This is a genomic window from Agrobacterium sp. a22-2 (genome assembly GCF_012276985.1).
In the GTDB taxonomy this organism is placed as follows: Bacteria; Pseudomonadota; Alphaproteobacteria; order Rhizobiales; family Rhizobiaceae; genus Allorhizobium.
In genome coordinates this window covers 369,144-390,952 of record NZ_JAAXMM010000002.1, presented here as the reverse complement: position 1 = coordinate 390,952, position 21,809 = coordinate 369,144, and the positions used below count along the sequence as shown (strand labels likewise).

General features: G+C 61.9%; 23 protein-coding genes. 5 read left to right on the top strand and 18 right to left on the bottom strand.

From position 1 onward, the window contains the following. Positions 1-163 precede the first annotated feature (163 nt). The 16 genes from ureC to urtA all read right to left on the bottom strand — a co-directional run bounded on the left by ureC (position 164) and on the right by urtA (position 13,387). Complete coding sequence (gene ureC, locus HFC70_RS05065; protein WP_168472116.1) at positions 164-1,873, bottom strand: urease subunit alpha; 1,710 nt, start codon at positions 1,871-1,873, stop codon at positions 164-166. Positions 1,874-1,880: 7 nt separating this feature from the next. After that, the gene (locus HFC70_RS05060; protein WP_168472115.1) at positions 1,881-2,288 is read right to left on the bottom strand and encodes a PIN domain-containing protein; all 408 of its coding nucleotides are present in this window, start codon (positions 2,286-2,288) and stop codon (positions 1,881-1,883) included. Then, positions 2,275-2,538: an AbrB/MazE/SpoVT family DNA-binding domain-containing protein gene (locus HFC70_RS05055; protein WP_168472114.1), complete on the bottom strand. Its 264-nt coding sequence runs from the start codon at positions 2,536-2,538 to the stop codon at positions 2,275-2,277. The genes HFC70_RS05060 and HFC70_RS05055 overlap by 14 nt, the downstream gene beginning before the upstream one ends. 11 nt (positions 2,539-2,549) lie before the next feature. After that, a complete protein-coding gene (locus tag HFC70_RS05050) occupies positions 2,550-3,194 on the bottom strand; it encodes a Urease operon accessory protein (RefSeq protein WP_168472205.1) in 645 nt (214 codons plus the stop codon). 27 nt (positions 3,195-3,221) lie between these two features. Next, the gene (locus tag HFC70_RS05045) at positions 3,222-3,635 is read right to left on the bottom strand and encodes a lysozyme inhibitor LprI family protein (protein ID WP_168472113.1); all 414 of its coding nucleotides are present in this window, start codon (positions 3,633-3,635) and stop codon (positions 3,222-3,224) included. 28 nt (positions 3,636-3,663) lie between these two features. Beyond that, positions 3,664-3,969, bottom strand: a complete 306-nt coding sequence (locus HFC70_RS05040) for an urease subunit beta (RefSeq protein WP_168472112.1) — start codon at positions 3,967-3,969, stop codon at positions 3,664-3,666. Between the two features lie 19 nt (positions 3,970-3,988). Beyond that, positions 3,989-4,246, bottom strand: a complete 258-nt coding sequence (locus tag HFC70_RS05035; RefSeq protein ID WP_168472111.1) for a DUF1272 domain-containing protein — start codon at positions 4,244-4,246, stop codon at positions 3,989-3,991. A gap of 10 nt (positions 4,247-4,256) precedes the next feature. Then, on the bottom strand, positions 4,257-4,559 hold the full coding sequence (locus HFC70_RS05030) for an urease subunit gamma (RefSeq protein WP_168472110.1): 303 nt from the start codon (positions 4,557-4,559) through the stop codon (positions 4,257-4,259). Between the two features lie 26 nt (positions 4,560-4,585). Next, positions 4,586-5,404, bottom strand: coding sequence for an urease accessory protein UreD (locus tag HFC70_RS05025; RefSeq protein ID WP_168472109.1), 819 nt, complete (start codon positions 5,402-5,404; stop codon positions 4,586-4,588). Continuing rightward, complete coding sequence (locus HFC70_RS05020; protein WP_168472108.1) at positions 5,347-6,477, bottom strand: PHB depolymerase family esterase; 1,131 nt, start codon at positions 6,475-6,477, stop codon at positions 5,347-5,349. The genes HFC70_RS05025 and HFC70_RS05020 overlap by 58 nt, the downstream gene beginning before the upstream one ends. A gap of 96 nt (positions 6,478-6,573) precedes the next feature. Continuing rightward, positions 6,574-7,275 carry an urea ABC transporter ATP-binding subunit UrtE gene (urtE, locus tag HFC70_RS05015; RefSeq protein WP_168472107.1) on the bottom strand — a complete coding sequence of 234 codons (702 nt, stop codon included), beginning with the start codon at positions 7,273-7,275 and terminating at the stop codon, positions 6,574-6,576. Beyond that, a complete protein-coding gene (locus HFC70_RS05010) occupies positions 7,272-8,336 on the bottom strand; it encodes an alpha/beta fold hydrolase (RefSeq protein WP_168472106.1) in 1,065 nt (354 codons plus the stop codon). The genes urtE and HFC70_RS05010 overlap by 4 nt, the downstream gene beginning before the upstream one ends. A 7-nt stretch (positions 8,337-8,343) precedes the next feature. Further along, entirely contained in the window at positions 8,344-9,096 is a 753-nt protein-coding gene (gene urtD, locus HFC70_RS05005) for an urea ABC transporter ATP-binding protein UrtD (RefSeq protein ID WP_168472105.1), read from the bottom strand. Between the two features lie 5 nt (positions 9,097-9,101). Continuing rightward, complete coding sequence (urtC, locus tag HFC70_RS05000; protein ID WP_168472104.1) at positions 9,102-10,265, bottom strand: urea ABC transporter permease subunit UrtC; 1,164 nt, start codon at positions 10,263-10,265, stop codon at positions 9,102-9,104. After that, positions 10,262-11,875: an urea ABC transporter permease subunit UrtB gene (gene urtB, locus HFC70_RS04995; RefSeq protein WP_168472103.1), complete on the bottom strand. Its 1,614-nt coding sequence runs from the start codon at positions 11,873-11,875 to the stop codon at positions 10,262-10,264. Before urtB ends, urtC begins: the two co-directional genes overlap by 4 nt. A 222-nt stretch (positions 11,876-12,097) precedes the next feature. After that, positions 12,098-13,387, bottom strand: a complete 1,290-nt coding sequence (urtA, locus tag HFC70_RS04990; RefSeq protein ID WP_168472102.1) for an urea ABC transporter substrate-binding protein — start codon at positions 13,385-13,387, stop codon at positions 12,098-12,100. 446 nt (positions 13,388-13,833) lie between these two features. On the opposite strand from urtA, the gene HFC70_RS04985 reads away from it, so the two are divergent. The 3 genes from HFC70_RS04985 to HFC70_RS04975 all read left to right on the top strand — a co-directional run bounded on the left by HFC70_RS04985 (position 13,834) and on the right by HFC70_RS04975 (position 14,901). Next, positions 13,834-14,043 (top strand): cold-shock protein, encoded by a 210-nt coding sequence (locus HFC70_RS04985; RefSeq protein WP_168472101.1) that lies wholly within the window; start codon positions 13,834-13,836, stop codon positions 14,041-14,043. A gap of 244 nt (positions 14,044-14,287) precedes the next feature. Continuing rightward, positions 14,288-14,530 (top strand): 30S ribosomal protein S21, encoded by a 243-nt coding sequence (gene rpsU / locus HFC70_RS04980; RefSeq protein WP_168472100.1) that lies wholly within the window; start codon positions 14,288-14,290, stop codon positions 14,528-14,530. A gap of 128 nt (positions 14,531-14,658) precedes the next feature. Then, complete coding sequence (locus tag HFC70_RS04975; protein ID WP_168472204.1) at positions 14,659-14,901, top strand: hypothetical protein; 243 nt, start codon at positions 14,659-14,661, stop codon at positions 14,899-14,901. 68 nt (positions 14,902-14,969) lie between these two features. Here HFC70_RS04975 and HFC70_RS04970 read toward each other — a convergent pair whose 3' ends face one another. Beyond that, on the bottom strand, positions 14,970-15,221 hold the full coding sequence (locus tag HFC70_RS04970; RefSeq protein ID WP_168472099.1) for an RDD family protein: 252 nt from the start codon (positions 15,219-15,221) through the stop codon (positions 14,970-14,972). 221 nt (positions 15,222-15,442) lie between these two features. On the opposite strand from HFC70_RS04970, the gene HFC70_RS04965 reads away from it, so the two are divergent. Both HFC70_RS04965 and HFC70_RS04960 read left to right on the top strand, forming a co-directional pair. Then, the gene (locus HFC70_RS04965; protein ID WP_168472098.1) at positions 15,443-18,832 is read left to right on the top strand and encodes an ATP-binding protein; all 3,390 of its coding nucleotides are present in this window, start codon (positions 15,443-15,445) and stop codon (positions 18,830-18,832) included. After that, entirely contained in the window at positions 18,825-19,748 is a 924-nt protein-coding gene (locus HFC70_RS04960) for a response regulator (RefSeq protein WP_168472097.1), read from the top strand. Before HFC70_RS04965 ends, HFC70_RS04960 begins: the two co-directional genes overlap by 8 nt. A 260-nt stretch (positions 19,749-20,008) precedes the next feature. On the opposite strand, the gene HFC70_RS04955 is transcribed toward HFC70_RS04960, so the two are convergent. Then, entirely contained in the window at positions 20,009-21,646 is a 1,638-nt protein-coding gene (locus tag HFC70_RS04955; RefSeq protein WP_210259145.1) for an acyl-CoA synthetase, read from the bottom strand. Positions 21,647-21,809: the final 163 nt, after the last annotated feature.

Here is a 21,809-nt window from a genome sequence, read left to right as displayed (position 1 = left end):
ACACGCCTTGGGAGGACGCGGGCCGTCGAAAGATCAAGATTTTTGTGTAGCCGAAATCCTGCTGCGCTGCAGCATCAAACCATGCGATAACAGCCCGCGCATGGCAGCCTTGCAGAAGGCGCATGCCTCATGATCTTAGCAAAAGTTTCAGCGCCCTCTCGGCCTAGAAAAGGAAATAGCGCTGCGCCATCGGCAGCACGGTTGCCGGTTCGCAGGTCAGCAGTTCGCCATCGGCCCGTACCTCATAGGTTTCCGGATCAACCTTGATATCCGGCGTCAGATCGTTATGGATCATCGACTTCTTGGAAATGCCGCCGCGGGTGTTCTTGACCGCCAGCAACTGCTTGGCAACACCAAGGCGACCGGCAAGACCGGCGTCGAGCGAAGCCTGGCTGACGAAGGTCACCGAGGAATTGGTGCGCGCCTTGCCGTAGGCGCCGAACATCGGCCGGTAGTGCATCGGCTGCGGCGTCGGAATGGAGGCGTTCGGGTCGCCCATCGGCGCCGCGGCGATCATGCCGCCCAGCAGAACCATGCTCGGCTTGACGCCGAAAAAGGCCGGGTCCCACAGCACCAGGTCGGCGCGCTTGCCGATCTCGATCGAACCGATTTCATGGGAAAGGCCCTGCGCGATGGCCGGGTTGATCGTGTATTTGGCGATGTAGCGCTTGACGCGGAAATTGTCGTTGTCGCCCACTTCCTGGGTCAGGCGGCCGCGCTGCCGTTTCATCTTGTCGGCCGTCTGCCAGGTGCGGATAGCGACCTCGCCGACGCGGCCCATGGCCTGGCTGTCCGACGAGATGATCGAAAACGCGCCGATATCGTGCAGGATATCTTCCGCGGCAATGGTTTCCTTGCGGATGCGGCTTTCGGCAAAGGCAATGTCCTCCGGGATCGACGAGGACAGGTGATGGCAGACCATCAGCATGTCGAGATGCTCGGCAATGGTATTGACCGTATAGGGCCGCGTCGGATTGGTCGACGACGGAATGACGTTCAGCTGGCCGCAGACCTTGATGATGTCAGGCGCATGGCCACCACCGGCCCCTTCCGTGTGGAAGGCATGGATGGTGCGGCCCTTGATGGCGTCGATCGTGTCTTCGACGAAGCCGCTCTCGTTCAGCGTATCGGTATGGATCATCACCTGCACGTCGTATTGGTCGGCGACCCCCAGGCAGCAATCGATGGCGGCCGGCGTCGTGCCCCAGTCCTCGTGCAGCTTCAGGCTGGAGGCACCGGCCAGGATCATCTCCTCCAGCGGCGCCGGCAACGAGGCATTGCCTTTGCCCGCCAGCGCCAGGTTCATCGGGAACGCATCAAAACTCTCGATCATGCGCTCGATATGCCAGGCGCCGGTGCAGGTCGTGGCCAGCGTGCCATGGGCCGGGCCGGAGCCGCCGCCGAGCATGGTGGTCATGCCGGACATCAGCGCTTCCTCGATCTGCTGTGGGCAAATGAAGTGGATATGCGCATCCATGCCGCCCGCCGTCAGGATCTTGCCTTCGCCGGCAATCACCTCGGTCGATGGCCCGACAATGATCGTCACATTGGGCTGGGTATCGGGATTGCCCGCCTTGCCAATCCCATGGATGCGACCATTCCTCAGTCCGACATCGGCCTTGACGATACCCCAGTGGTCGACGATCAGCGCATTCGTGATGACGGTGTCGACCGCACCATTGGCCCGCGTCACCTGGCTCTGGCCCATGCCGTCGCGAATGACCTTGCCGCCGCCAAACTTCACCTCGTCGCCATAGGTGGTGAAATCCTTCTCCACCTCGATGAACAGGTCCGTATCGGCCAGGCGCACCCGGTCGCCGGTGGTCGGTCCGAACATGGAGGCATAGGCGGCGCGGGACATCTTGTAAGGCATGGCTGATCTACCTTTGAAGTTCGGAAAAAAGAGGTGATTTGGCTGCGGCACGGTCGAAAGTCAGGGTCATCCGACACCCGTTAAGCTTGTTGATTTCGCCAATGAGATGATCGGAAAAATCCCCAGGATACTTCACGAATGAAACGAGAGCTGCCCGAACCACGTCAACATCGTGCACGGTCACGTTCACCGAAAGAAGAATGCGTTCCACTGCCTCTGCGATGCTGGTCTTTTTCTGCTGAACCTTGCGGCGCAGCACCCAGATCGTCTCGGCAATGACAATATGATTGACAAAAAACTGTTCGCCGCTGTTTGCAATAAGGTTTTCGACGCGGTCGATTTGATCGGACGAATCGTCCGGATCGCGAATGTCCAGGATCCAGCGAAGCAGGATATTCGTGTCAATCCCGATCATCGCTGGGCTCCCCGCCAGCAGCTCGCGCCTCCGCAATCCATGTTTCGAGCTCATGCCCTGTCAAGCTGTGGTCGGCTTTCAGAATGCCGCGCAGATCGGAGAGAGTTTCACGCCGCACTCGAAGTTCGAAGTTTCCGGACGTATTGCGAACGAAGTCTACGACATCCCCCGATCCGACGCCCAGCGACTTCCGAACCTCGGCCGGAAGAGTAATCTGATTCTTTGAGGTAATCTTGGCTGTTTCAGGCATGAGCGCGTCCCTCACATATCACTGGAAATGTAAGGGGTTTTTCCCGCTGCTGCAACATCATCAGACAGGCGTATGAGACGGCCGGCCGCCACATAGGCATCCACCAGCCGTTTCTCCGCGGCAAAAGGATGCCCGTCCCAGCCCTCGTGGCTGAAGCCGGCAATCGAGATGGCGTCTTGCGCATAGGCCGGATTGTCCAGCAGCTCGCCGATCACCACCATGCCGCTGCTCGGCACGACATAAGGCGGCGGTTGATGGGCGGACAATGCCGCGTCCATGGCCTCGTGGACCCGTCGATCGATCACCCCATGCACCTTGCCGTGACCTTCGGCAAAGGCCCGGAAGGCATCGGTATAGTCGTCACAGAAATCGTCCAGCTCGGGATGGCGGAGAACGAGCGGCTGGCGCATCTCGTTGAATTTTTGCGGATCACGCACCGACCAGATCTGCGAGCAGGCGCCGACCGGTGCGCTTTCGCGCCAGGTCTCTGACCCGATCATATTGCGGGCCGGTCGACCGGTATTGCACACCGCGATCACATCGGTACGGCGTCCGGCGCGGCCGAAACTGCGGCAATCGTTGAACCGGATAACGATGTCGGCCGCATCGATCAGCATGGCAGCCCCATCCCCGACCGATCCATTGCCGACGACCATGACCTGCCGCGCAAAGCTTGCCAACCGTCAGTTCCCCGGGCCGTCGGCCAGCGCCTTCAGCTCCTTGGTGCGCGCATCGGTCAGTTCCGCCAGACAGCCCGACACCAGCATCGGTTCCATGCTGCCGCCGCGTGCCTCGAAACCCTCCAGCGTGCATTGTGCATCGCGATAGGCGATCCAGGCACGCTGACCTTCGAGCAGCGCCTTGGACGCGCCCTTGAGGTTCTCGTCGAGCTCGCTGTCCACGTCCGCCATTGCCTTCTTGGTCAGCTTCCACTGGGCATTGAGCCGGGCGTCGGCCGCCTCGTAATCCTTGTTGGAACAGGCATTCATATCGTGCTGGGTCATGGCGTTGTTGCAGTCGACCTCCTCCTCGCCGGAGGCCGGAGCGTCGACCAGCAGCACGCAGCCGCAGAGCATGAGAAACAATGCGGACTTCATAAGCGGCCCTCTCGCCTGATCGGGCCGCTCACAGCTTGCCCATCACCTTCTGGCGAAAGCCGTAGACTTCGCGATGGCCGGCAAGCGGGATCAGCGTCACCTGGCGGGTCTGGCCGGGCTCGAAACGCACCGCCGTGCCGGCTGGAATGTCGAGCCGCATGCCGCGCGCCTTGTCGCGCTTAAAGTCGAGGCCGGCATTGGTCTCGTAGAAATGGTAATGGCTGCCGACCTGCACCGGCCGATCGCCGGTGTTGGACACATCGATGGTGATGGTCGGCTGGCCGGCATTGAGTTCGATCTCGCCTTTGGCAGCAATGATTTCGCCTGGGATCATGGTCGTTATTTCCTCTCGATCAGGCGGCCTTGGAGCCGACACAGCCCTCGGCCTTCAGGACCCGCTGGGTAGATGGCGGATTGTTTACGAGCTTTCCGGCTGGTCGGATTGGTCGGCGCACCAATTCACCACCGCAATTGGGGCAGATTCCGGCGAGCACGCCGCCGGCACAATCGGCGCAATAGGTGCACTCAAAACTGCAGATCATCGCGTCCCGGCTTTCCGGCGGCAGATCGCGGTCGCAGCATTCGCAGTTCGGGCGGAGTTCCAGGGCCATGATCGCGCCCTCAGCGGATCGGTTCGTGCACGGTCACCAGCTTGGTGCCGTCCGGGAAGGTGGCTTCCACCTGCACGTCATGAATCATCTCGGCAATGCCCTCCATCACCTGGCCGCGGGTGATGACATGGGCGCCTGCCTCCATCAGATCGGCCACGGTCCGGCCGTCGCGGGCCCCTTCGACGACGAAATCGGAAATCAGCGCGATCGCTTCCGGGTAGTTGAGCTTGACGCCCCGCTCCAGCCGGCGCCTAGCCACCATGGCCGCCATGGCGATCAACAATTTGTCTTTTTCTCGGGGGCTGAGATTCATGGGTGCTCCGCTATGCTGGGCCGGTGTCAGAGATTCCAGACTTTCGGCACAGATGCGCCGCCGCGCAAGACCGAAATGACCGGGATCAGGATTTTTCTCAAGGCAAAGCCATCATTGGCCGTCAGACGCACCACCAGCTTGTCCTGCCACTGGCTGGCGCCGCCGCACGCATTGCCCAGCGCCTCGCGCACCTGTGGCAGCAGCGCCTCGGCCTTGGGCCCGGCATAAAGCGCCGTGGCAAAGGCCACCTGCCCGCCCAGCACCGGCGCCTCAGCGGTCAGCCCGGCAATATCGCCTTCAAGGTTGAGGTCTTCGGCATGGATCAGCCGCCCGCTGCGACGGATCCGCCAGCGGTCGCGCATCTGGCCATGCCGCATGGCCTCGCCCATCGCCTTGCGCCCGAGCAGCACCGCTTCGACGGCCAGGAACTCGGCGTCCGTGGCGAGATCCACCTCAAGCCGGCGCGTCAGCGAGGCATTGTCGAACAGGATGCTCTCCTGCGGCAGCCAGTCGAAACGGGCACCCTCGCCGACCGAGATGGTCGTGGCGATTTCGGCGGTGCCGAACGAGGCCTTGTAGATTTTTTCGCAGGCTTGCGTGGTGGCTGTCAGAAACGTGCCGGTGCCGGCGGTCAGCGACCACTCCATGCGGTCGCCGCCGGTCAGCCCCCCGGCCGTGTTGATCAGTACCGCTTCCATTTCGGCAGAGAAGGTCTGGGGCAGGCGGATCTTGCCCGCCCCTTCCTGGTAGAATTCGGCAAGGCGCGTACGCCCTTCGAACGCCTTGGCTACAAGGCGTCCGCTGCCATATGCTCGTTGCTGTCTGGCTTGCCCGGCTGGCTGCACGTCGTTCCCTTCACACCCGCCTTGGAGGTGGCGGCAATGGCATCGTCCGGGCAATCGCTCTTGGCCCGAACATCGGCAATCAGCTTGCCCTGGCTGTCATCGAAGAAGTTCCACATTCTCGTCGCCGCATCAACCTCTTCCGACACCTTGTCCGCAGCCGATGCCAGCGAGAAGCCGACGGTCTTGCCCGGCCAGGCATGGCTGCCGTCTGCAATCGTATAGGAGAGGATGCGCGCCCCGCCCTTGCATTTGTCGAAGGACATGTAGGAAATGCGCTCGCCGGTGGCCACCTTCATCTCGCCTTCGCAGCCATCCAGTTCCGCCCAGCGCTTCAGCGCCGTCTCGCCGCTATATTGCCAATAGGGGCTGCCGCCGCCGGCAAACGGGTTGGTATTGTCTTTCAGGCCCCAGAACGCGATGATCGACACCGGCTTCGGCGGTGCGCAGCTGGTATTGTCGGGCAGCCACACGCCATCCTTCTGGCGCGGATAACCGGCGCGCAGGCTCATCACGAAGCCGGCCGCTGCAAAGTCGCCATTGCCGTTGCAGATATACTGCGACAACATGCGTCCGCCGCCGGAATAACCCGAGGCATAGATCCGCTCGGCATCGACGCAAAACTTGGCTTTCACGGTTTCCACCGCATCTTTCAGGAAACCGGCATCGTCCGGACCATTGCCGGCCGTCACACCCGGCACGTTCCAGGCGTGGGTGCCGGCCAGCTTGCCGTCAAGACCGCCCTGCGGCGCCACCACCAGAAAGCCCTCGCGCTTGGCGACATCGTCCCAACGGCTGCGCGACAGCTGATCTTTGGGATAGCTGTTGCTGCCATGCAGGTCGAACACCACGGCCACTTTTTTCTTGCCCGTATAATTTGCCGGAACAAAAACGATCGCCGAACGTTCCAGTCCACCGGACTGAATGATCAGCTCTTGTTGTCCGGCCCGGACCGTTGTGCCGCAGCCCGCAGCTTGGGCTGTGCCGGCTATGCCTGTGAGAAAAAGAGCTCCGGTCGCGAACGCGCGAAGCAACACATCCAGCCGGAACCGGCCGGAAATTGCCTTGTTGGTCATGAGACGCCTTCCGTTAGCAGTTGCGGAAAAATAGCATACTGCGCACAAGCATCAACCGCTTATTGCTAATAAATCATCAACCCAGCCCTGCAGAAATCACACGGTCAGGTGCCGGCGCGCCTCCGGCGTATCCAGGGTTTCGGCTGCACCTTCATGGACAATTTCGCCGCGATCCATGATGTAGACGTGATCGGCCAGTTCCCGGCAGAAGTCGAGATATTGCTCGACCAGCAGGATCGCCATGCCGGTGGAATCCCTCAAGTAACGGATCGCCCGCCCGATATCCTTGATGATCGACGGCTGGATGCCTTCGGTCGGCTCGTCGAGCACGAGGATTTTTGGTCGTGTCACCATGGCCCGGCCGATCGCCAATTGCTGCTGCTGACCGCCCGACAGGTCGCCGCCGCGCCGCGACAGCATGGTCTGCAGAACCGGAAACAGGCTGAAGATATCGTCGGGAATGAACCGGTCCTTGCGCGCCACCGGCGCAAGACCGGTCTCGAGGTTCTCCCTGACGGTCAGCAGCGGGAAAATCTCGCGGCCCTGCGGCACATAGCCGATGCCCTGCTTCGCCCTATTGAACGGCGCCATGCCGTTGAGCTTCGTGTCGCCGAAGGTGATGGTGCCGGCCGAGATCGCATGCTGGCCGGTGACGGCCCTCAGCAGCGACGACTTGCCCACGCCGTTGCGCCCCAGCACGCAGGTGATCTTGCCGGCATCGGCCCGCAGACTGACGCCACGCAGGGCCTGGGCAGCGCCGTAGTGCAGGTTGATGTTGTCGACGACGAGATCGCTCATGGGGCTGTCTCCTTCAGGAAGGCGTGGATGGCGGAAAACATCTCCGCATTATGTCCGATCCAGACATGGCCGCCGGTCGGATAAATCAGAAGCCTGGCGCCGGCGACCCGCCCGGCAATGTCGCGCGCCGCATCTGCGGTAAGATAACGGTCGTCCTCGAGCGAGATCGCCAGCGTCGGCGCCGTGATCCGCTCGATCGCTATGTCAGGCGGGTTGCCCGCCAGCCGCATGTCGTTGAGCAGTCCATCGGCGCGTTCGCTGACCGGCAGGATGGCGTCGAGGATGTCGCCGACCCGGCGGCGTTCATCCGCCCCGGCCTTTGCCAGCAGCGCCGGATCCGTGGCCAGCAGCGAGCCGATCATGGTCTCCGGCATGCTTGAGATTGCAGCCCAGAACACGAAGTCGGAATGCAGTGCCGCCTGGACCAGATATTCCTGCAGCGGCGACCAGGGCCGCGCCGGCGGCCGGCCCGGCGCATGGGCGGCGGGAACGACAGGCAGAACGGCCGAGCAGCGATCCGGATGGCGGATCGCGAAGGCCAATGCCGACAAGGCGCCCGCAGAACCTCCGATCACCGGAATTTTGTCGATGCCGAGCGTATCGAGCAGCTCGACAAAGGCATCCGCCTGATTCTCCGACGACGGATCGGCAGGAAACTGCGAACCGGGATAGCCGAAGCGGGACGGCGCGATGACCCGCAGGCCGGCCGCAACCAGGGGTGCCGCAAACAGCAGGCCCTGGTCATATCCCCCGCCGCTGCCATGCACCATCAGCACGGGCGCGCCGGTACCGGCCTCGGCATAGGCGAGCGCACCAAAGCGGGTGGCAACGGTGTGCGGACGATAGGCGGCAAGGCGTCCGCGCGCCGCTTCCATGGCCCGCGAAAAGGAATGCCGCGTCCAGCCGGCGCTCAACGCCGCGCCCATGCCGCCGGCGGCGAGGGTGAGAAGCAACCTGCGCGTCAACATCGTGCCGATCTCCGAAACCGTTTCAACGATGCCCTGCGGCATCGGCTTGGCGGAAACGACAGTATCGACGAACCGGGTTGCGACCTTGACCATGATCAACTCATCGGCCCAGATAGTTTTCGATGACCTTCGGATCGGCCGAGACGAAGTCGATCGAGCCTTCGGCCAGCACCGAGCCTTCGGCCAGGCAGGTCACCTTGACGCCGAGGTCGCGGATGAAGCCCATGTCGTGTTCGACGACGACAACCGAGCGGGTCTTGGCAATCTCTTTCAGAAGGATTGCCGTTTCCACGGTTTCGGCATCCGTCATGCCGGCTACCGGTTCGTCGACCAGAAGCAGCTTCGGCTCCTGGGCGAGGAGCATGCCGATTTCCAGCCACTGCTTCTGGCCATGCGACAGGTTGGCGGCCAGATCGTCCTTGCGGGCAGTGAGGCGCACGGTCTCAAGGATTTCCTCGATGCGGGTCCGGTCGTCTGCCGTCAGCCGGTAGAACAGGGTGGCGAACACGCCGCGCCGGCGGTTGAGCGCCAGTTCCAGATTGTCCCAGACCGTATGGCTTTCGAACACCGTCGGCTTCTGGAATTTCCGGCCGATGCCGAGCTGGGCGATTTCCGCCTCGTCCTTCTTGGTGAGGTCGACCTCGCCGTTGAAAAACACGACGCCGCTGTCGGGCCGGGTCTTGCCGGTGATGATGTCCATCATGGTCGTCTTGCCGGCACCGTTCGGGCCGATGATCGCGCGAAGCTCACCCGGTTCGATGACGAAGGACAGCGAATTCAGCGCCTTGAACCCGTCAAAGGAGACCGAAACGCCATCGAGGTAGAGCAGGCTTGTCGGCTTTTTCTCGGTCATATCCATCACTCCGCTGCCTGCCCCACCGGCAAGCCGGTATCCCTGCCCTTTTCCGCCTCTGCCGCCGCCTTCAAATCATTGCGGGCGGTCCAGCGCTGCTGGATGGTTCCGACGATGCCCTTGGGCAGGAACAGCGTCACACCGATGAACAGACCTCCTAGCGCAAACAGCCAGAGATCCGGAAAGGCGCCGGTGAAGTAGCTTTTCCCGGCATTGACCAGGATGGCGCCAATGATCGGGCCGATCAGCGTGCCGCGACCGCCGACGGCCGTCCAGACGACCACTTCGATGGAGTTGGCCGGCGCAAATTCGCCCGGATTGATGATGCCGACCTGCGGCACGAACAACGCGCCGGCAATGCCGGCCATCATCGCCGAAACGACGAAGGTGAAGAGCTTGATATTCTCGACCCGGTAGCCGAGAAACCGCACCCGGCTTTCCGCGTCGCGCACGCCGACCAGCACCTTGCCGAATTTCGAATTGACGATGCCCGAGGCAATCAGCAGGCAGAGCGCCAGCATCAGCGCGGAGGCCGCAAACAGCACGGCGCGGGTGCCGCCGGCCTGGACGTTGAAACCGATGATTTCCTTGAAATCGGTCAGGCCGTTATTGCCACCGAAGCCCATGTCGTTGCGGAAGAAGGCGAGCAGCAGCGCGTAGGTCATCGCCTGGGTGATGATGGAGAGATAGACACCGTTGACGCGGGAGCGGAAGGCGAACCAGCCGAACACGAAGGCGAGCAGGCCCGGCACGAACAGCACCATGACCATGGCGAACGGAAACATGTTGAAACCGTGCCAGAACCACGGCAATTCCTTCCAGTTCAGGAAGACCATGAAGTCGGGCAGAACAGGATTGCCGTAGACGCCGCGCGAGCCGATCTGGCGCATCAGATACATGCCCATCGCATAGCCGCCGAGCGCGAAGAAGGCGCCATGGCCGAGCGACAGGATGCCGCAATAGCCCCAGACCAGATCGAGCGCCAGAGCCAGCAGCGCATAGCACAGATACTTGCCCATCAGCGCCATGGCATAGGTCGGGATATGGAAGAAGCTATCTTCCGGGGTGAGCAGGTTGAGCGCCGGGATCAGCACGGCCACGCCCATCAGGATGGCGATGGCGACGATGATCCGACCTTCGAGCGCGCGGAGGATGAAACCGGTGATCATGCTTCGATCGCCCTTCCCTTGAGCGCGAAGAGCCCGCGCGGTCGTTTCTGGATAAACAGGATGATCAGCACGAGAACGAGGATCTTGCCCAATACCGCCCCGACCGATGGTTCAAGGAACTTGTTGAGCACGCCGAGCGACAGCGCCCCGACCAGCGTTCCCCACAGATTGCCGACGCCGCCGAACACCACGACCATGAAACTGTCGATGATATAGGCCTGGCCGAGGTTTGGCGAAACGTTGTCGATCTGGCTGAGCGCCACCCCGGCAATGCCGGCAATGCCTGACCCCAGCGCAAAGGTGAAGGCATCGACCCAGGGAGTGCGGATGCCCATGGAGGAGGCCATGCGGCGGTTCTGCGTCACAGCGCGCATCTGCAGGCCGAAGGCAGACTTCTTCATCAGCACCAGCAGCGCAAAGAAGATCGACAGCGAGAACAGGATGATCCACATGCGGTTCCAGGTGACGGTAATGCCGCCGAGCGGAAAGGAACCGGACATCCAGGACGGATTGCCGACCTCCTGGTTGGTCGGACCGAATATGGTGCGGACGCCCTGCTGCAGGATCAGCGAAATGCCCCAGGTGGCCAGCAGCGTCTCAAGCGGCCGGCCATAGAGGAAACGGATGACGCCACGCTCGACGACCAGGCCGATGAAACCCGTGACCAGGAAGGCAACCGGCAGGGCGATGGCCAGCGACCAGTCGAACAGACCGGGATAGCTGGAGCGAATGACCTCCTGCACCACGAAGGTGGAATAGGCACCGATCATCACCATTTCGCCGTGCGCCATGTTGATGATGCCCATCACGCCGAAGGTGATGGCAAGGCCGATGGCCGCCAGCAGCAGCACGGAGCCGAGCGACAGCCCGTACCAGACATTCTGCGCCAGATCCCACAGCGCCAGATCGCCCTGCAAGTCGGCAATCGCCGCGTCGAGATCGGGTTTAAGGCTGGCATCGATCGACGAGGACACGGTCATCAGCATGCCGATCGCCTCGCGGCCGCCAATCGACTTGACGGTGTCGATCGCGGCGCGCTTCTCCTCGACGGAGCGGTCGGAGGCCAGAAGCGACACGGCGCGCGCCTCTTCCATGCGCGCCTTCACCTCGGCATCGGTTTCCTTCGCCAGCGCCGTCTCGACCAGGTCGAGGTTTTCGGCACTCGGCGATTGCAGCACGGATTGCGCCGCCTGCAGCCGCACCGATTTGTCGGGGCTCATCAGCGTCAGGCCGCCGAGCGCCGAGCGGATGGCGCGGCGCAGCGTGTTGTTGACCTTGATCTTGGTAAAGGCGGCCTTGGGCGCCTCGCCGGCGCTCTGCCCGGTCAGGGGATCGATCGCCTCGAGATTGGCGCCGGCCGCTTTGGTGATGACGACGGCGCCATCGGTCTTGCGCAGATAAAGATCACCCTCGGCAAAGGCCTCCAGCGCCGGCACGACGCGGGTGTCGCCGGTCGCCGCAATCTGCCCGAGCAGATCAGCTGCTTCCGTGAAGCTCGCCTTGCCCAGCGCGTTGATCAGGTCCTTCGGATCGCTCTGCGCCAGGGATGGCGTGGCGAGGGCGAGCATCAAAAGAGCAAAGAACGCCTGGATGAAAAACTTAAAGGTCATGAGATCGCCCCTCATCCGCCTGTCGCATGGATGCGCCATGGCGATGGTTTCGGGTGTCAGTGGATACTGACTCCCCCTCTGGCCTGCCGGCCATCTCCCCCACAAGGGGGGAGACAATTCGTGGCACCGCCCCGCGTCTCTTCAACAATAACAAGCAGATGCAAACGTCTGCCGAAAAGCCCCTCCCCCTTGTGGGGAGGGGTTGGGGAGGGGATTGCCCGATCAGGCGCCCTTGCCGCCGCACTTGCCGGTGGCAACGTTGAAGTTGCCGCATTCCATCGGCTTGCGCCAATCGGAGATCAGGTCCTTGGAGTCCGGCAGGAAGTCCGACCATTCGTCGCCGACCACAGCCGGGGTTTCCTGGACGATTTCGAACTGGCCATCGGCCTGGATTTCACCGATCAGCACCGGCTTGGTGATGTGGTGGTTCGGCATGACAGTGGAGTAGCCGCCCGACAGGTTCGGAACGGAGGTGCCGATGATCGTGTCGAGAACGGCGTCGGTGTCGGTCGTGCCGGCAGCCTCGACGGCCTTTACCCAGGCGTTGAAACCGATATAGGCGGCTTCCATCGGGTCGTTGGTGACGCGCTTGTCGTTCTTGGTATAGGCGTGCCAGGTCTTGATGAACTCGGCATTGACCGGAGCGTCGACGGACTGGAAGTAGTTCCAGGCGGCCAGATGGCCGACCAGCGGCGTGGTGTCGAGACCGGCCAGTTCTTCTTCGCCAACCGAGAAGGCGACGACCGGAATGTCTTCGGCCTTGATGCCCTGGTTGCCGAGTTCCTTGTAGAAGGGAACGTTGGCGTCACCGTTGATGGTCGACACGACAGCGGTCTTCTTGCCGGCCGAACCGAACTTCTTGATATCGGTGACGATGGTCTGCCAGTCGGAATGACCGAATGGCGTGTAGTTGATCATGATGTCTTCTTCGGCAACGCCCTTGGACATCAGGTAGGCTTTGAGGATCTTGTTGGTGGTCTGCGGATAGACATAGTCGGTGCCGGCCAGAACCCAGCGCTCGACGCCTTCGGTTTCAGCGAGATAATCGACGGCCGGGATGGCCTGCTGGTTGGGAGCAGCACCCGTATAGAAGATGTTGCGCGAGGATTCTTCACCCTCGTACTGCACGGGGTAGAACAGGATCGAGTTCAGTTCTTCGAACACAGGCAGGACGGACTTGCGCGACGACGAGGTCCAGCAGCCGAACACGGCGGCGACCTTGTCCTGCGAAATCAGCTGGCGGGCCTTTTCGGCAAACAGCGGCCAGTCGGAGGCCGGATCGACAACGACGGCCTCGAGCTTCTTGCCGAGAACGCCGCCCTTCTTGTTCTGCTCCTCGATGAGCATCAGCATGGCATCCTTGAGCGTCGTCTCGGAAATGGCCATGGTGCCGGACAGCGAATGCAGAACGCCGACCTTGATCGTGTCGTCGGCCGCAAGCGCGCCGTGGAATGCCGTGGTGGACAGCATGGCGGAAAGCAATGCGCCGGTCAGTTTGGCTTTCAGTTTCATCTGGAACTCCCCTCTTTTGTTGGGCAAGCGGTGGGTAAAGAAAACTTTAACCGTTGCTGAAGGGAACTATCCGACGCTGCACTGCAAAACCGTATACGTCATATGACGTAACGACGGGGGGAAAATGGGGGGATTCCCGTCAGGTGCAGCCCCGGCATCGGGCATCCCGCCCCGACATCCGCAGCCGAAACTTGCCGCGCAAGGAAATTTTTTCCACAACCCGGATTTTGGTCACAGAAACGAATAAATAATTTTCAGATTACCGGATCTGATAAAATAATTTTATAAAAAACTTGCTTTTTCGATGTCCAAACCTATATTTGACGCATCGATCCCTGTCTGCGACCATCACCCGTAAGCCCAAGCTTTCGCACGATTCCATTCAACATCGATCCGCCGCCGATGGATGTCCGTCGGCAAGATTAAGACGAATGGAGGAACGTATCATGGCTTCAGGCACTGTGAAGTGGTTTAACAGCACCAAGGGTTTTGGCTTTATTGAGCCCGACGATGGCTCGACGGACGTGTTCGTGCACATTTCGGCCGTTGAACGGTCGGGCATTTCCGGCCTCGCCGAAGGCCAGAAGATCCAGTACGAAGTCGCCAAGGACAGCCGCACGGGCAAAAGCTCGGCTGCCAATCTGCAGGCGATCTAAAAAATCGGATCTTGCGACCGGTGACCGCGGATGTACCGGCACCATAGGCGCAGGACACGGCAGGGGCCGAGCCAAAGCTCGGCCTTCTTTGTTTGCCGCGACCTTAGGCTTTGCCGAAGTCGCGTTCTGACCGAAAACGCATAATCTTGAAATGCGGAAATGGCCTAAGCCTTTTCGCCCACAACGACCACATGAAAGCCGACAGCCCGGTCCAGACGATCCGGGTTAAGGCCAAGGAGTTCCATTGCAAGTTCTGGTAAGAGACAACAATGTCGATCAAGCCCTGCGCGTTCTGAAGAAGAAGATGCAGCGCGAAGGCCTGTTTCGCGAAATGAAGGCACGCTCGGCTTACGAGAAGCCTTCCGAAAAACGGGTTCGTGAAAAGGCCGAAGCCATTCGCCGGACCCGCAAGCTGGCCCGCAAGAAGATGCAGCGCGAAGGCCTGCTGCCGATGCCCAAGCGCGTCGTGCCTGCGGCCCGCGCTTAAAATTTGCTGTGAGTTTGTCTCTTCGGAAATGGTCTCCATTTCCCTGACGAACTCGGACAGACCGACTCCGGTACGGGCCGCCATTACTGGCGGTCCCGCGCATGAAAACCGATCTGCGAGGATATGACATGACCGCAACGACTGAAGCATTTTTCAAGCCTGAGAAAGTCTCCAAGATCGCCAAGGCGCAGCAGACCGACGACAGCGCCAGGGCCATTATCGAGGCCGAGGCGAAAGCCCGGGAAAACAAGACCCAGAAGCTGCGCGAGCTGCGCATGAAGCAAGAAGGCGTGGCCACCGTCGAAGACGAGGCGCCCAAGAAAAAGCCCGTGCGCAAGGCTCCCGCCAAGACGGCGTCCTCGAAGAAATAAGACACTTCCTATCCAACAGGATCGAACGCGCCGGAATGTTTCCGACGCTGCGGCATGGTCGTATTCGCCTACCGGGCCTTCAGGATCCGCTTCCAGATCGTGCCGCCGAGATAACGGTTGAAGATCACGAAATAGGCGATCATCAGCGCAAACAGCAGGATGGCCGGGCCGCCGCTGAGATTGAAGCCACCCTCGGTCGTGCCGCCGAAGATGCTGGCGACCAGCAGGCCAAACACCCAGAACACCATGAAGAAATCGAGAATGAAGGCCAGCACGATCCGCCAGGTCGACGGCCGCTGCGGTTCGTTTGTGCTGTCCATGTCGTTTCCCTCGCGTTGATACCGCCCGCAGGCGCTACGGCCCAAGTTTTAGGACAAAGCCCCGGACTTTGAAAGCAGGGTCGGGCGACACGGCCAGACCATTTCTGACCCGGTCCGCCCTTTCGCAACGCAGCAATCCTCCCCTTGCAAATTGCCGATAATCCGCCGACACTTGGACCTCACGTCATCATCCCATCTTGTCGAGAAGTTAGTCAGGCCGCATGGCAGCACGCCAACGCATCATTCCCGTCCGGCGCGAATACAATCGCTGGGTCGCCAACCAGACCCTGGAAGACTATGCGCTGCGCTTCACCGCCAAGAGCGCCCGGCGCTTCTCCTCCAGCCGCATCTCCCAAACGGCCATCGGCGCGATCTCGTTCCTGGCGCTGGAGGCGATCGGCGGCACCATCACGCTGTCCTACGGCACCACCAATGCCTTTTTCGCCATCGTTGCCGCGGCGATCCTGATGCTCGGCATAGGCCTGCCGATCAGCCGTTACGCCATCCGCCACGGCGTCGATATCGATCTTTTGACCCGCGGCGCCGGCTTCGGCTATATCGGCTCGACCGTCACCTCGCTGATCTACGCCTCCTTCACCTTCATGCTGTTTGCCATCGAGGCCTCGATCATGACGGGCGCGCTGGAGCTGGCCTTCGGCATCCCGCTGTGGATCGGCTATATCGTCTCGGCCGTGGTGGTCATTCCGCTGGTCACCTATGGCGTGCAGCTGATCTCGAAATTCCAGCTGATCACCCAGCCCTTCTGGATCGTCCTCAACGTCCTGCCCTTCATCTTCATCGCCTTTTCCGACTGGGAAAAATTCGATCTCTGGCGTTCCTTTGCCGGCGTTGGCCATTCCAATGCCGAGCCGGGCCTGGCCGCTCCCTTCGACCTGCTGGAATTTGGCGCGGCTTCCGCCGTGATCCTGGCGCTGATGCCGCAGATCGGCGAACAGGTCGACTTCCTGCGCTTCCTGCCGCCGGAAGGCGGGCGCAAGCTGCATCATCGGTTCGCGGTCTTCCTGGCCGGCGCCGGCTGGGTGGTGCTCGGCGTGCCAAAGCTTTTGGCCGGCTCCTTCCTCGCCGTACTGACCCTGTCGACCGCCGTACCGATCCGCGAGGCGGCCGATCCGGCCCATATGTATCTGACCGCCTTTGGCTACATGATCCCCAACGACACCGCCGCCATGCTGCTGATGGCCGCATTCGTGGTGATCTCGCAGCTGAAGATCAACGTGATGAATGCCTATGCCGGCTCGCTCGCCTGGTCGAACTTCTTCTCCCGCCTCACCCACAGTCATCCCGGCCGCGTCGTCTGGCTGGTATTCAACGTGGCGATCGCCCTGCTGCTGATGGAGCTCGGCATCTACCGGCTGCTCGAACAGACGCTCGGCATCTTCTCGATCATCGCCATGTCCTGGCTCTGCGCCATTTCCGCAGACCTGTTCGTCAACAAGCCGCTCGGCCTTGCCCCGCCCGGCATCGAATTCAAGCGCGCCCATCTCTACGACATCAACCCCGTCGGCTGCGGCACCCTTCTCTTGACCGGCGGCATTGCACTCGCCGCCCATTTCGGCCTGTTCGGCCCGCTGCTGGCCTCGCTTGCCACCTACCTGACGCTGATCGCCTTCCTGATCTCGCCGCTGCTTGCCTGGGTGACCGAAGGTAAGTTCTACCTAGCCCGCAAACCCCGCCAGAGCTGGAAGAACCTCTCCTCGATCACCTGTTCGATCTGCGAACACCCGTTCGAGCCGGAAGACATGGCCTGGTGCCCCGCCTATGCCGCGCCGATCTGTTCGCTGTGCTGTTCGCTCGACAGCCGCTGCCACGACATGTGCAAGCCGCAGGCAAAGCTCAATGCCCAGGTCGGCACGGTGGCGGGCGCCTTCCTGCCGGCCGGCATCATCGCCCGGCTGACCACCCGGCTCGGCCGCTATGTCATCACCGCAGTGATCTCGATCTCGCTGATCGGCGCCATCCTGGCGCTGATCGCCCATCAGGTCGCCACCGCCTCGCCGGAAACCGCCGATGTCGTCAACAGCTCGGTGCTGATCGTCTTCTTCGTGTTTTCGGTCATCACCGGCGTGGCCAGCTGGTTCTATGTGCTGGCCCATGACAGCCGGGTGGTGGCGGAAGAGGAATCGTCACGCCAGAACACCCTGCTTTTGAAGGAAATCGCCGCCCACAAGAAGACCGACGCCGCCCTGCAATCGGCGAAGGAAGCAGCGGAAGCGGCCAACCGCGCCAAGAGCCGCTATGTGGTGGGCTTGAGCCACGAGTTGCGCACCCCGCTCAATGCGGTGCTCGGCTATGCGCAATTGCTGGAGCGCGACGAGACCATTCCCGCGCCGCGCCAGTCGGCCATTCGCGTCATCCGCCGCTCGGCCGATCACTTGTCCGGCCTGATCGACGGGCTGCTGGATATTTCGAAGATCGAGGCGGGTCGGTTGCAGGTCTATTCCAACGAGATCAACATCCAGGATTTCCTCGACCAGATCGTCGACATGTTCCAGCCCCAGGCCGAGGCCAAGGGCCTGACCTTCTTGCATGAGCGGCCGCGCAACCTGCCGCAATATGTGCGCGCCGACGAAAAGCGACTGCGCCAGATCCTCGTCAACCTGCTGTCGAACGCCATCAAGTTCACCGATGCCGGCACCGTGCGCTTCGACATCGCCTATCGCAGCCAGGTGGCGACCTTCACCGTCTCCGACACCGGCCGCGGCATTGCCGAAAAGGACCTGGCCCGCATCTACGAGCCCTTCCAGCGCGGCGAGGCCGAAAGTGTGCGGCCGATGCCCGGCCTTGGCCTCGGCCTGACGATCACCCGCCTCTTGACCAATACGCTCGGCGGCGAGATTGCTGTGACCAGCGAGAAGGACAAGGGCTCGACCTTCCGCGTCCGGCTGATGCTGTCGACCGTCGACCGGCCGAGCACGGCACCGGCGCCGGAACGCAAGATCGTCTCCTATTCCGGTCCGCGCCGCACGGTCGTTGTCGTCGACGACAACGAGGACCACCGCGACCTGATGCGCGAAGTGCTGGGACCGCTGGATTTCGTCGTGCTGACCGCCAATTCCGGACCGGACTGCCTGACCCTGATCGAAGGCGTCAAGCCGGATCTCTTCCTGGTCGATATCTCCATGCCCGGCATGAACGGCTGGCAATTGGTCGAAAAGCTGCGCGACGGCGGCCAGACCTCGCCGATCCTGATGCTGTCGGCCAATATCGGCGACGGTTCGGTGCGCAGCGCCGGCGAGGACGGCCACAATGATGCGATCTCCAAGCCGGTCGACGTCAAGAAGCTGCGCGACAAGCTCGCCATGTATCTCGGCCTCGACTGGATCTATGCCGACGAAATTCCGGCTCCCCTGAAACCCAAGCCCCCAGCCCGCCCGCAAAGCCCCGGCGCCGGTCATATCGAGGATCTCGTCCAGCTTGGTGAAATCGGTTATGTCAGGGGCATCGAATCCAAGCTCGCCGACCTTGCCAAAAGCCCGGAAAACCTGCCATTTACGGAAGCTCTGCGGGTCTTCGTACAGGCCTTCGATCTGGCCGGTTACGCAGCCTTCCTGAAGCAGTTCCAGACGGAGAAAGAAGACACCCGTGGCTGACGGCAACCAACCCCGCGACATCATCCTTTTGGTGGATGACAGCCCGGACGCACTCGGTTTCCTCACCGATGCCCTGGAGCAGTCGGGCTTTTCCGTGCTGATCGCCACCTCTGGCAAGGCAGCGCTCGGCATCGTCGAGCGCATCAGCCCCGATCTCATCCTGCTCGATGCCGTGATGCCGGCCATGGACGGTTTCGAGACTTGCCGCCGCCTGAAGGCCAATGCCGCGGTGGCGCAGGTTCCCGTTATCTTCATGACCGGCCTGACCGAAACCGAACATGTGGTGCATGCTCTGGAATCGGGCGGCGTCGATTACCTGACCAAGCCGATCAATATCGACGAGTTGCGCGCCCGCATCCGCGTGCATCTCTCCAATGCCCGCTCGGCCCAGAGCGCCCGCGTCGCGCTGGATGCTGCCGGCCGCCACCTTCTGGCGGTCAAGGGCGATGGCTCCGTACATTGGTCGACCCCGCAGGCAACCCGCCTGGTCAACGCCGCCACCGGCCGCGACGATGGGCTCGAAACCGTCGCTCGCTCGGTTGCCACCTGGATGGCCAGCCGCAACACGCCCGGCTTTTCGCGCGATACGTCCTTTGCCTTTGCCCATGACGGCGAGGCTGCCCTGCAACTTGCTTTTCTCGGCGCGATCGGCGCCGACGAATACCTATTCCGCCTCACCGCCTCCAGCCAGAAGAGCGACGACGAAACGCTGCGCCAGAGCTTTGGCCTGACCCAGCGCGAATCCGAAGTGCTCTTGTGGATCGCCAAGGGCAAGTCGAACCGCGATATCGGCGACATCCTCGGCCTGTCGGCCCGCACCGTGAACAAGCATCTGGAACAGATCTACGTCAAACTCGGCGTCGAAAACCGCGCCTCGGCCGCGGTCAAGGCGGCGCATGTGTTGCACGAGGGGTGATTTTTCTCACGTCTTTTGAGATATGACGGTGGGTGGGGTTACCCCCCTCTGCCCTGCCGGGCATCTCCCCCACACGGGGGGAGATCGAATCGCGGAAACGCTCGGCTCATCAGCAAGGGAGTGATTCCTGGTCATGGCCATGGTTTGACGGCACCGGCGGCTCCAGCCGATCTCCCCCCGTGTGGGGGAGATGGCCGGCAGGCCAGAGGGGGGTAACCGTCTCACGCAAGGGTCTGCATTAAGACCAAATGCGCCATCCCCTAAAGCGCCCTCGCCTTTTCCCGCAACAGGTATTTCTGGATCTTGCCGGTCGAGGTTTTTGGCAAAGGTCCAAACACCACGGTCTTCGGGGCCTTGTAATGGGCCATGTTGGCGCGGCAGAAGTCGATCAGGTCCTTCTCCGTAACCGACGAGCCGTCTTTCAAGCCGACAAAGGCGCACGGGGTTTCGCCCCATTTTTCGTCGGGCCGGGCGACGATGGCCGCCTCCATCACCGCCGGGTGGCGGTAGAGCACGCTTTCCACCTCGATCGACGAAATGTTCTCGCCGCCTGAGATGATGATGTCCTTGGAGCGGTCCTTGATCTCGATATAGCCGTCGGCATGGGTCACGGCCAGATCGCCGGAATGAAACCAGCCGCCGGCAAAGGCCTTGTGGGTCGAGGACGGGTTCTTGAGATAGCCGCGCATGACATTGTTGCCGCGAAAGAAGATCTCGCCCATCGTCTCGCCATCGTGCGGCACCGGCTCGAGCGTCTCGGGATCGGCGACCATCAGCCCGTCGAGCACCGAATAGCGCACGCCCTGCCGGGCCTTCAGCCGGGCCTTTTCCGAAATCTCCAGTGCATCCCATTCGTCATGCCAGGCGCAGACGACGGCCGGGCCATAGGTCTCGGTGAGGCCATAGGCATGGGTGATCTCGAAGCCGAGCGCCTCCATGGCCTCGATGACCGCCGCCGGCGGCGCCGCACCGGCCGTCATCACCTTGACCGAATGATCGATGCCGGCCTTCAGCTCCGCCGGGGCATGGGCCAGCAGGTTGAGAACGATCGGCGCGCCGCAGAAATGCGTCACCTTCTCGCGCTGGATAAGCCCATAGACGATATCCACCCGCACGGCGCGCAGGCAGACCGATGTGCCGGCGGCAGCCGCGATGGTCCAGGGAAAACACCAGCCGTTGCAATGGAACATCGGCAGGGTCCAGAGATAGACCGGATGGTTGGCCATGCTCCAGGTCAGGATATTGCCGATGGCATTCAGATAGGCGCCGCGATGGTGATAGACGACGCCTTTCGGATCGCCGGTCGTGCCGGAGGTGTAGTTGAGGCTGATCGCATCCCATTCGTCGGCCGGACGCTCCCAGCGGAAGTCGGCAATGCCTTCCGCCAGCAAGGCATCATAGGTCTTGGCGCCGACCCGGCGTCCACCGGCAAAGCTCGGATCGAGAATATCGATGATCTCGATAGCTCGGCCGGTGATCGCCACGGCGCGCTCGGCCAGATCGGCAAATTCGGGATCGACGATCAGAAGCTTCGCCTCGGCGTGATTGAGGATGAAGCCGATCGCCTCGGCATCGAGCCGGGTGTTGATGGCGTTCAGCACCGCGCCGCACATCGGCACGCCGAAATGGCACTCGAACATTTCAGGGATATTGGCGGCAATCACTGCAACGGTGTCGCCCTTGCCGATGCCGCGACCGGCGAGCGCGCTGGCAAGCTTGCGCACCCGATCATAGGTCTGCGCCCAGTTTCGCCGAAGGGTGCCATAGACGACGGCGGTGCGCGCCGGATAGATCGCCGCGGTGCGCTCGATAAAGCTCAGGGGCGACATCTGCGAGAAATTGGCGGGGCTCTTGTCGAGGTCGCGATCATAGATGCTGTCGCTGCCGGCGGCCGTCATTGCGTGCATGGTTCTGGAGCCTCCCAACTCGTTTCCCAAGCCTCAAGTATTACCGAAACGCCGATGCGCGCAACGTTATTGTTTCAGGAAATTCTTTGACATCGGCAGAGGCGGTCGAAAACAGAAAGCCCGGCACGATGCCGGGCTTTCCAGTATTTTCAGG

What these genes read in the sequence shown, in the direction of transcription:
- HFC70_RS05045 (WP_168472113.1), bottom strand. Translation starts at nt 3,635, where the DNA reads ATGAAGTCCGCATTGTTTCTCATGCTCTGCGGCTGCGTGCTGCTGGTC.
- urtC (WP_168472104.1), bottom strand. Translation starts at nt 10,265, where the DNA reads ATGATCACCGGTTTCATCCTCCGCGCGCTCGAAGGTCGGATCATCGTC.
- HFC70_RS04970 (WP_168472099.1), bottom strand. Translation starts at nt 15,221, where the DNA reads ATGGACAGCACAAACGAACCGCAGCGGCCGTCGACCTGGCGGATCGTG.
- HFC70_RS05020 (WP_168472108.1), bottom strand. Translation starts at nt 6,477, where the DNA reads ATGACCAACAAGGCAATTTCCGGCCGGTTCCGGCTGGATGTGTTGCTT.
- urtB (WP_168472103.1), bottom strand. Translation starts at nt 11,875, where the DNA reads ATGACCTTTAAGTTTTTCATCCAGGCGTTCTTTGCTCTTTTGATGCTC.
- HFC70_RS05010 (WP_168472106.1), bottom strand. Translation starts at nt 8,336, where the DNA reads ATGGTCAAGGTCGCAACCCGGTTCGTCGATACTGTCGTTTCCGCCAAG.
- HFC70_RS04965 (WP_168472098.1), top strand. Translation starts at nt 15,443, where the DNA reads ATGGCAGCACGCCAACGCATCATTCCCGTCCGGCGCGAATACAATCGC.
- urtD (WP_168472105.1), bottom strand. Translation starts at nt 9,096, where the DNA reads ATGACCGAGAAAAAGCCGACAAGCCTGCTCTACCTCGATGGCGTTTCG.
- HFC70_RS05050 (WP_168472205.1), bottom strand. Translation starts at nt 3,194, where the DNA reads ATGGTCGTCGGCAATGGATCGGTCGGGGATGGGGCTGCCATGCTGATC.
- urtE (WP_168472107.1), bottom strand. Translation starts at nt 7,275, where the DNA reads ATGAGCGATCTCGTCGTCGACAACATCAACCTGCACTACGGCGCTGCC.
- HFC70_RS04955 (WP_210259145.1), bottom strand. Translation starts at nt 21,646, where the DNA reads ATGACGGCCGCCGGCAGCGACAGCATCTATGATCGCGACCTCGACAAG.
- HFC70_RS05035 (WP_168472111.1), bottom strand. Translation starts at nt 4,246, where the DNA reads ATGGCCCTGGAACTCCGCCCGAACTGCGAATGCTGCGACCGCGATCTG.
- HFC70_RS04985 (WP_168472101.1), top strand. Translation starts at nt 13,834, where the DNA reads ATGGCTTCAGGCACTGTGAAGTGGTTTAACAGCACCAAGGGTTTTGGC.
- ureC (WP_168472116.1), bottom strand. Translation starts at nt 1,873, where the DNA reads ATGCCTTACAAGATGTCCCGCGCCGCCTATGCCTCCATGTTCGGACCG.
- HFC70_RS05060 (WP_168472115.1), bottom strand. Translation starts at nt 2,288, where the DNA reads ATGATCGGGATTGACACGAATATCCTGCTTCGCTGGATCCTGGACATT.
- HFC70_RS05055 (WP_168472114.1), bottom strand. Translation starts at nt 2,538, where the DNA reads ATGCCTGAAACAGCCAAGATTACCTCAAAGAATCAGATTACTCTTCCG.
- HFC70_RS05040 (WP_168472112.1), bottom strand. Translation starts at nt 3,969, where the DNA reads ATGATCCCAGGCGAAATCATTGCTGCCAAAGGCGAGATCGAACTCAAT.
- HFC70_RS05030 (WP_168472110.1), bottom strand. Translation starts at nt 4,559, where the DNA reads ATGAATCTCAGCCCCCGAGAAAAAGACAAATTGTTGATCGCCATGGCG.
- urtA (WP_168472102.1), bottom strand. Translation starts at nt 13,387, where the DNA reads ATGAAACTGAAAGCCAAACTGACCGGCGCATTGCTTTCCGCCATGCTG.
- HFC70_RS04975 (WP_168472204.1), top strand. Translation starts at nt 14,659, where the DNA reads ATGACCGCAACGACTGAAGCATTTTTCAAGCCTGAGAAAGTCTCCAAG.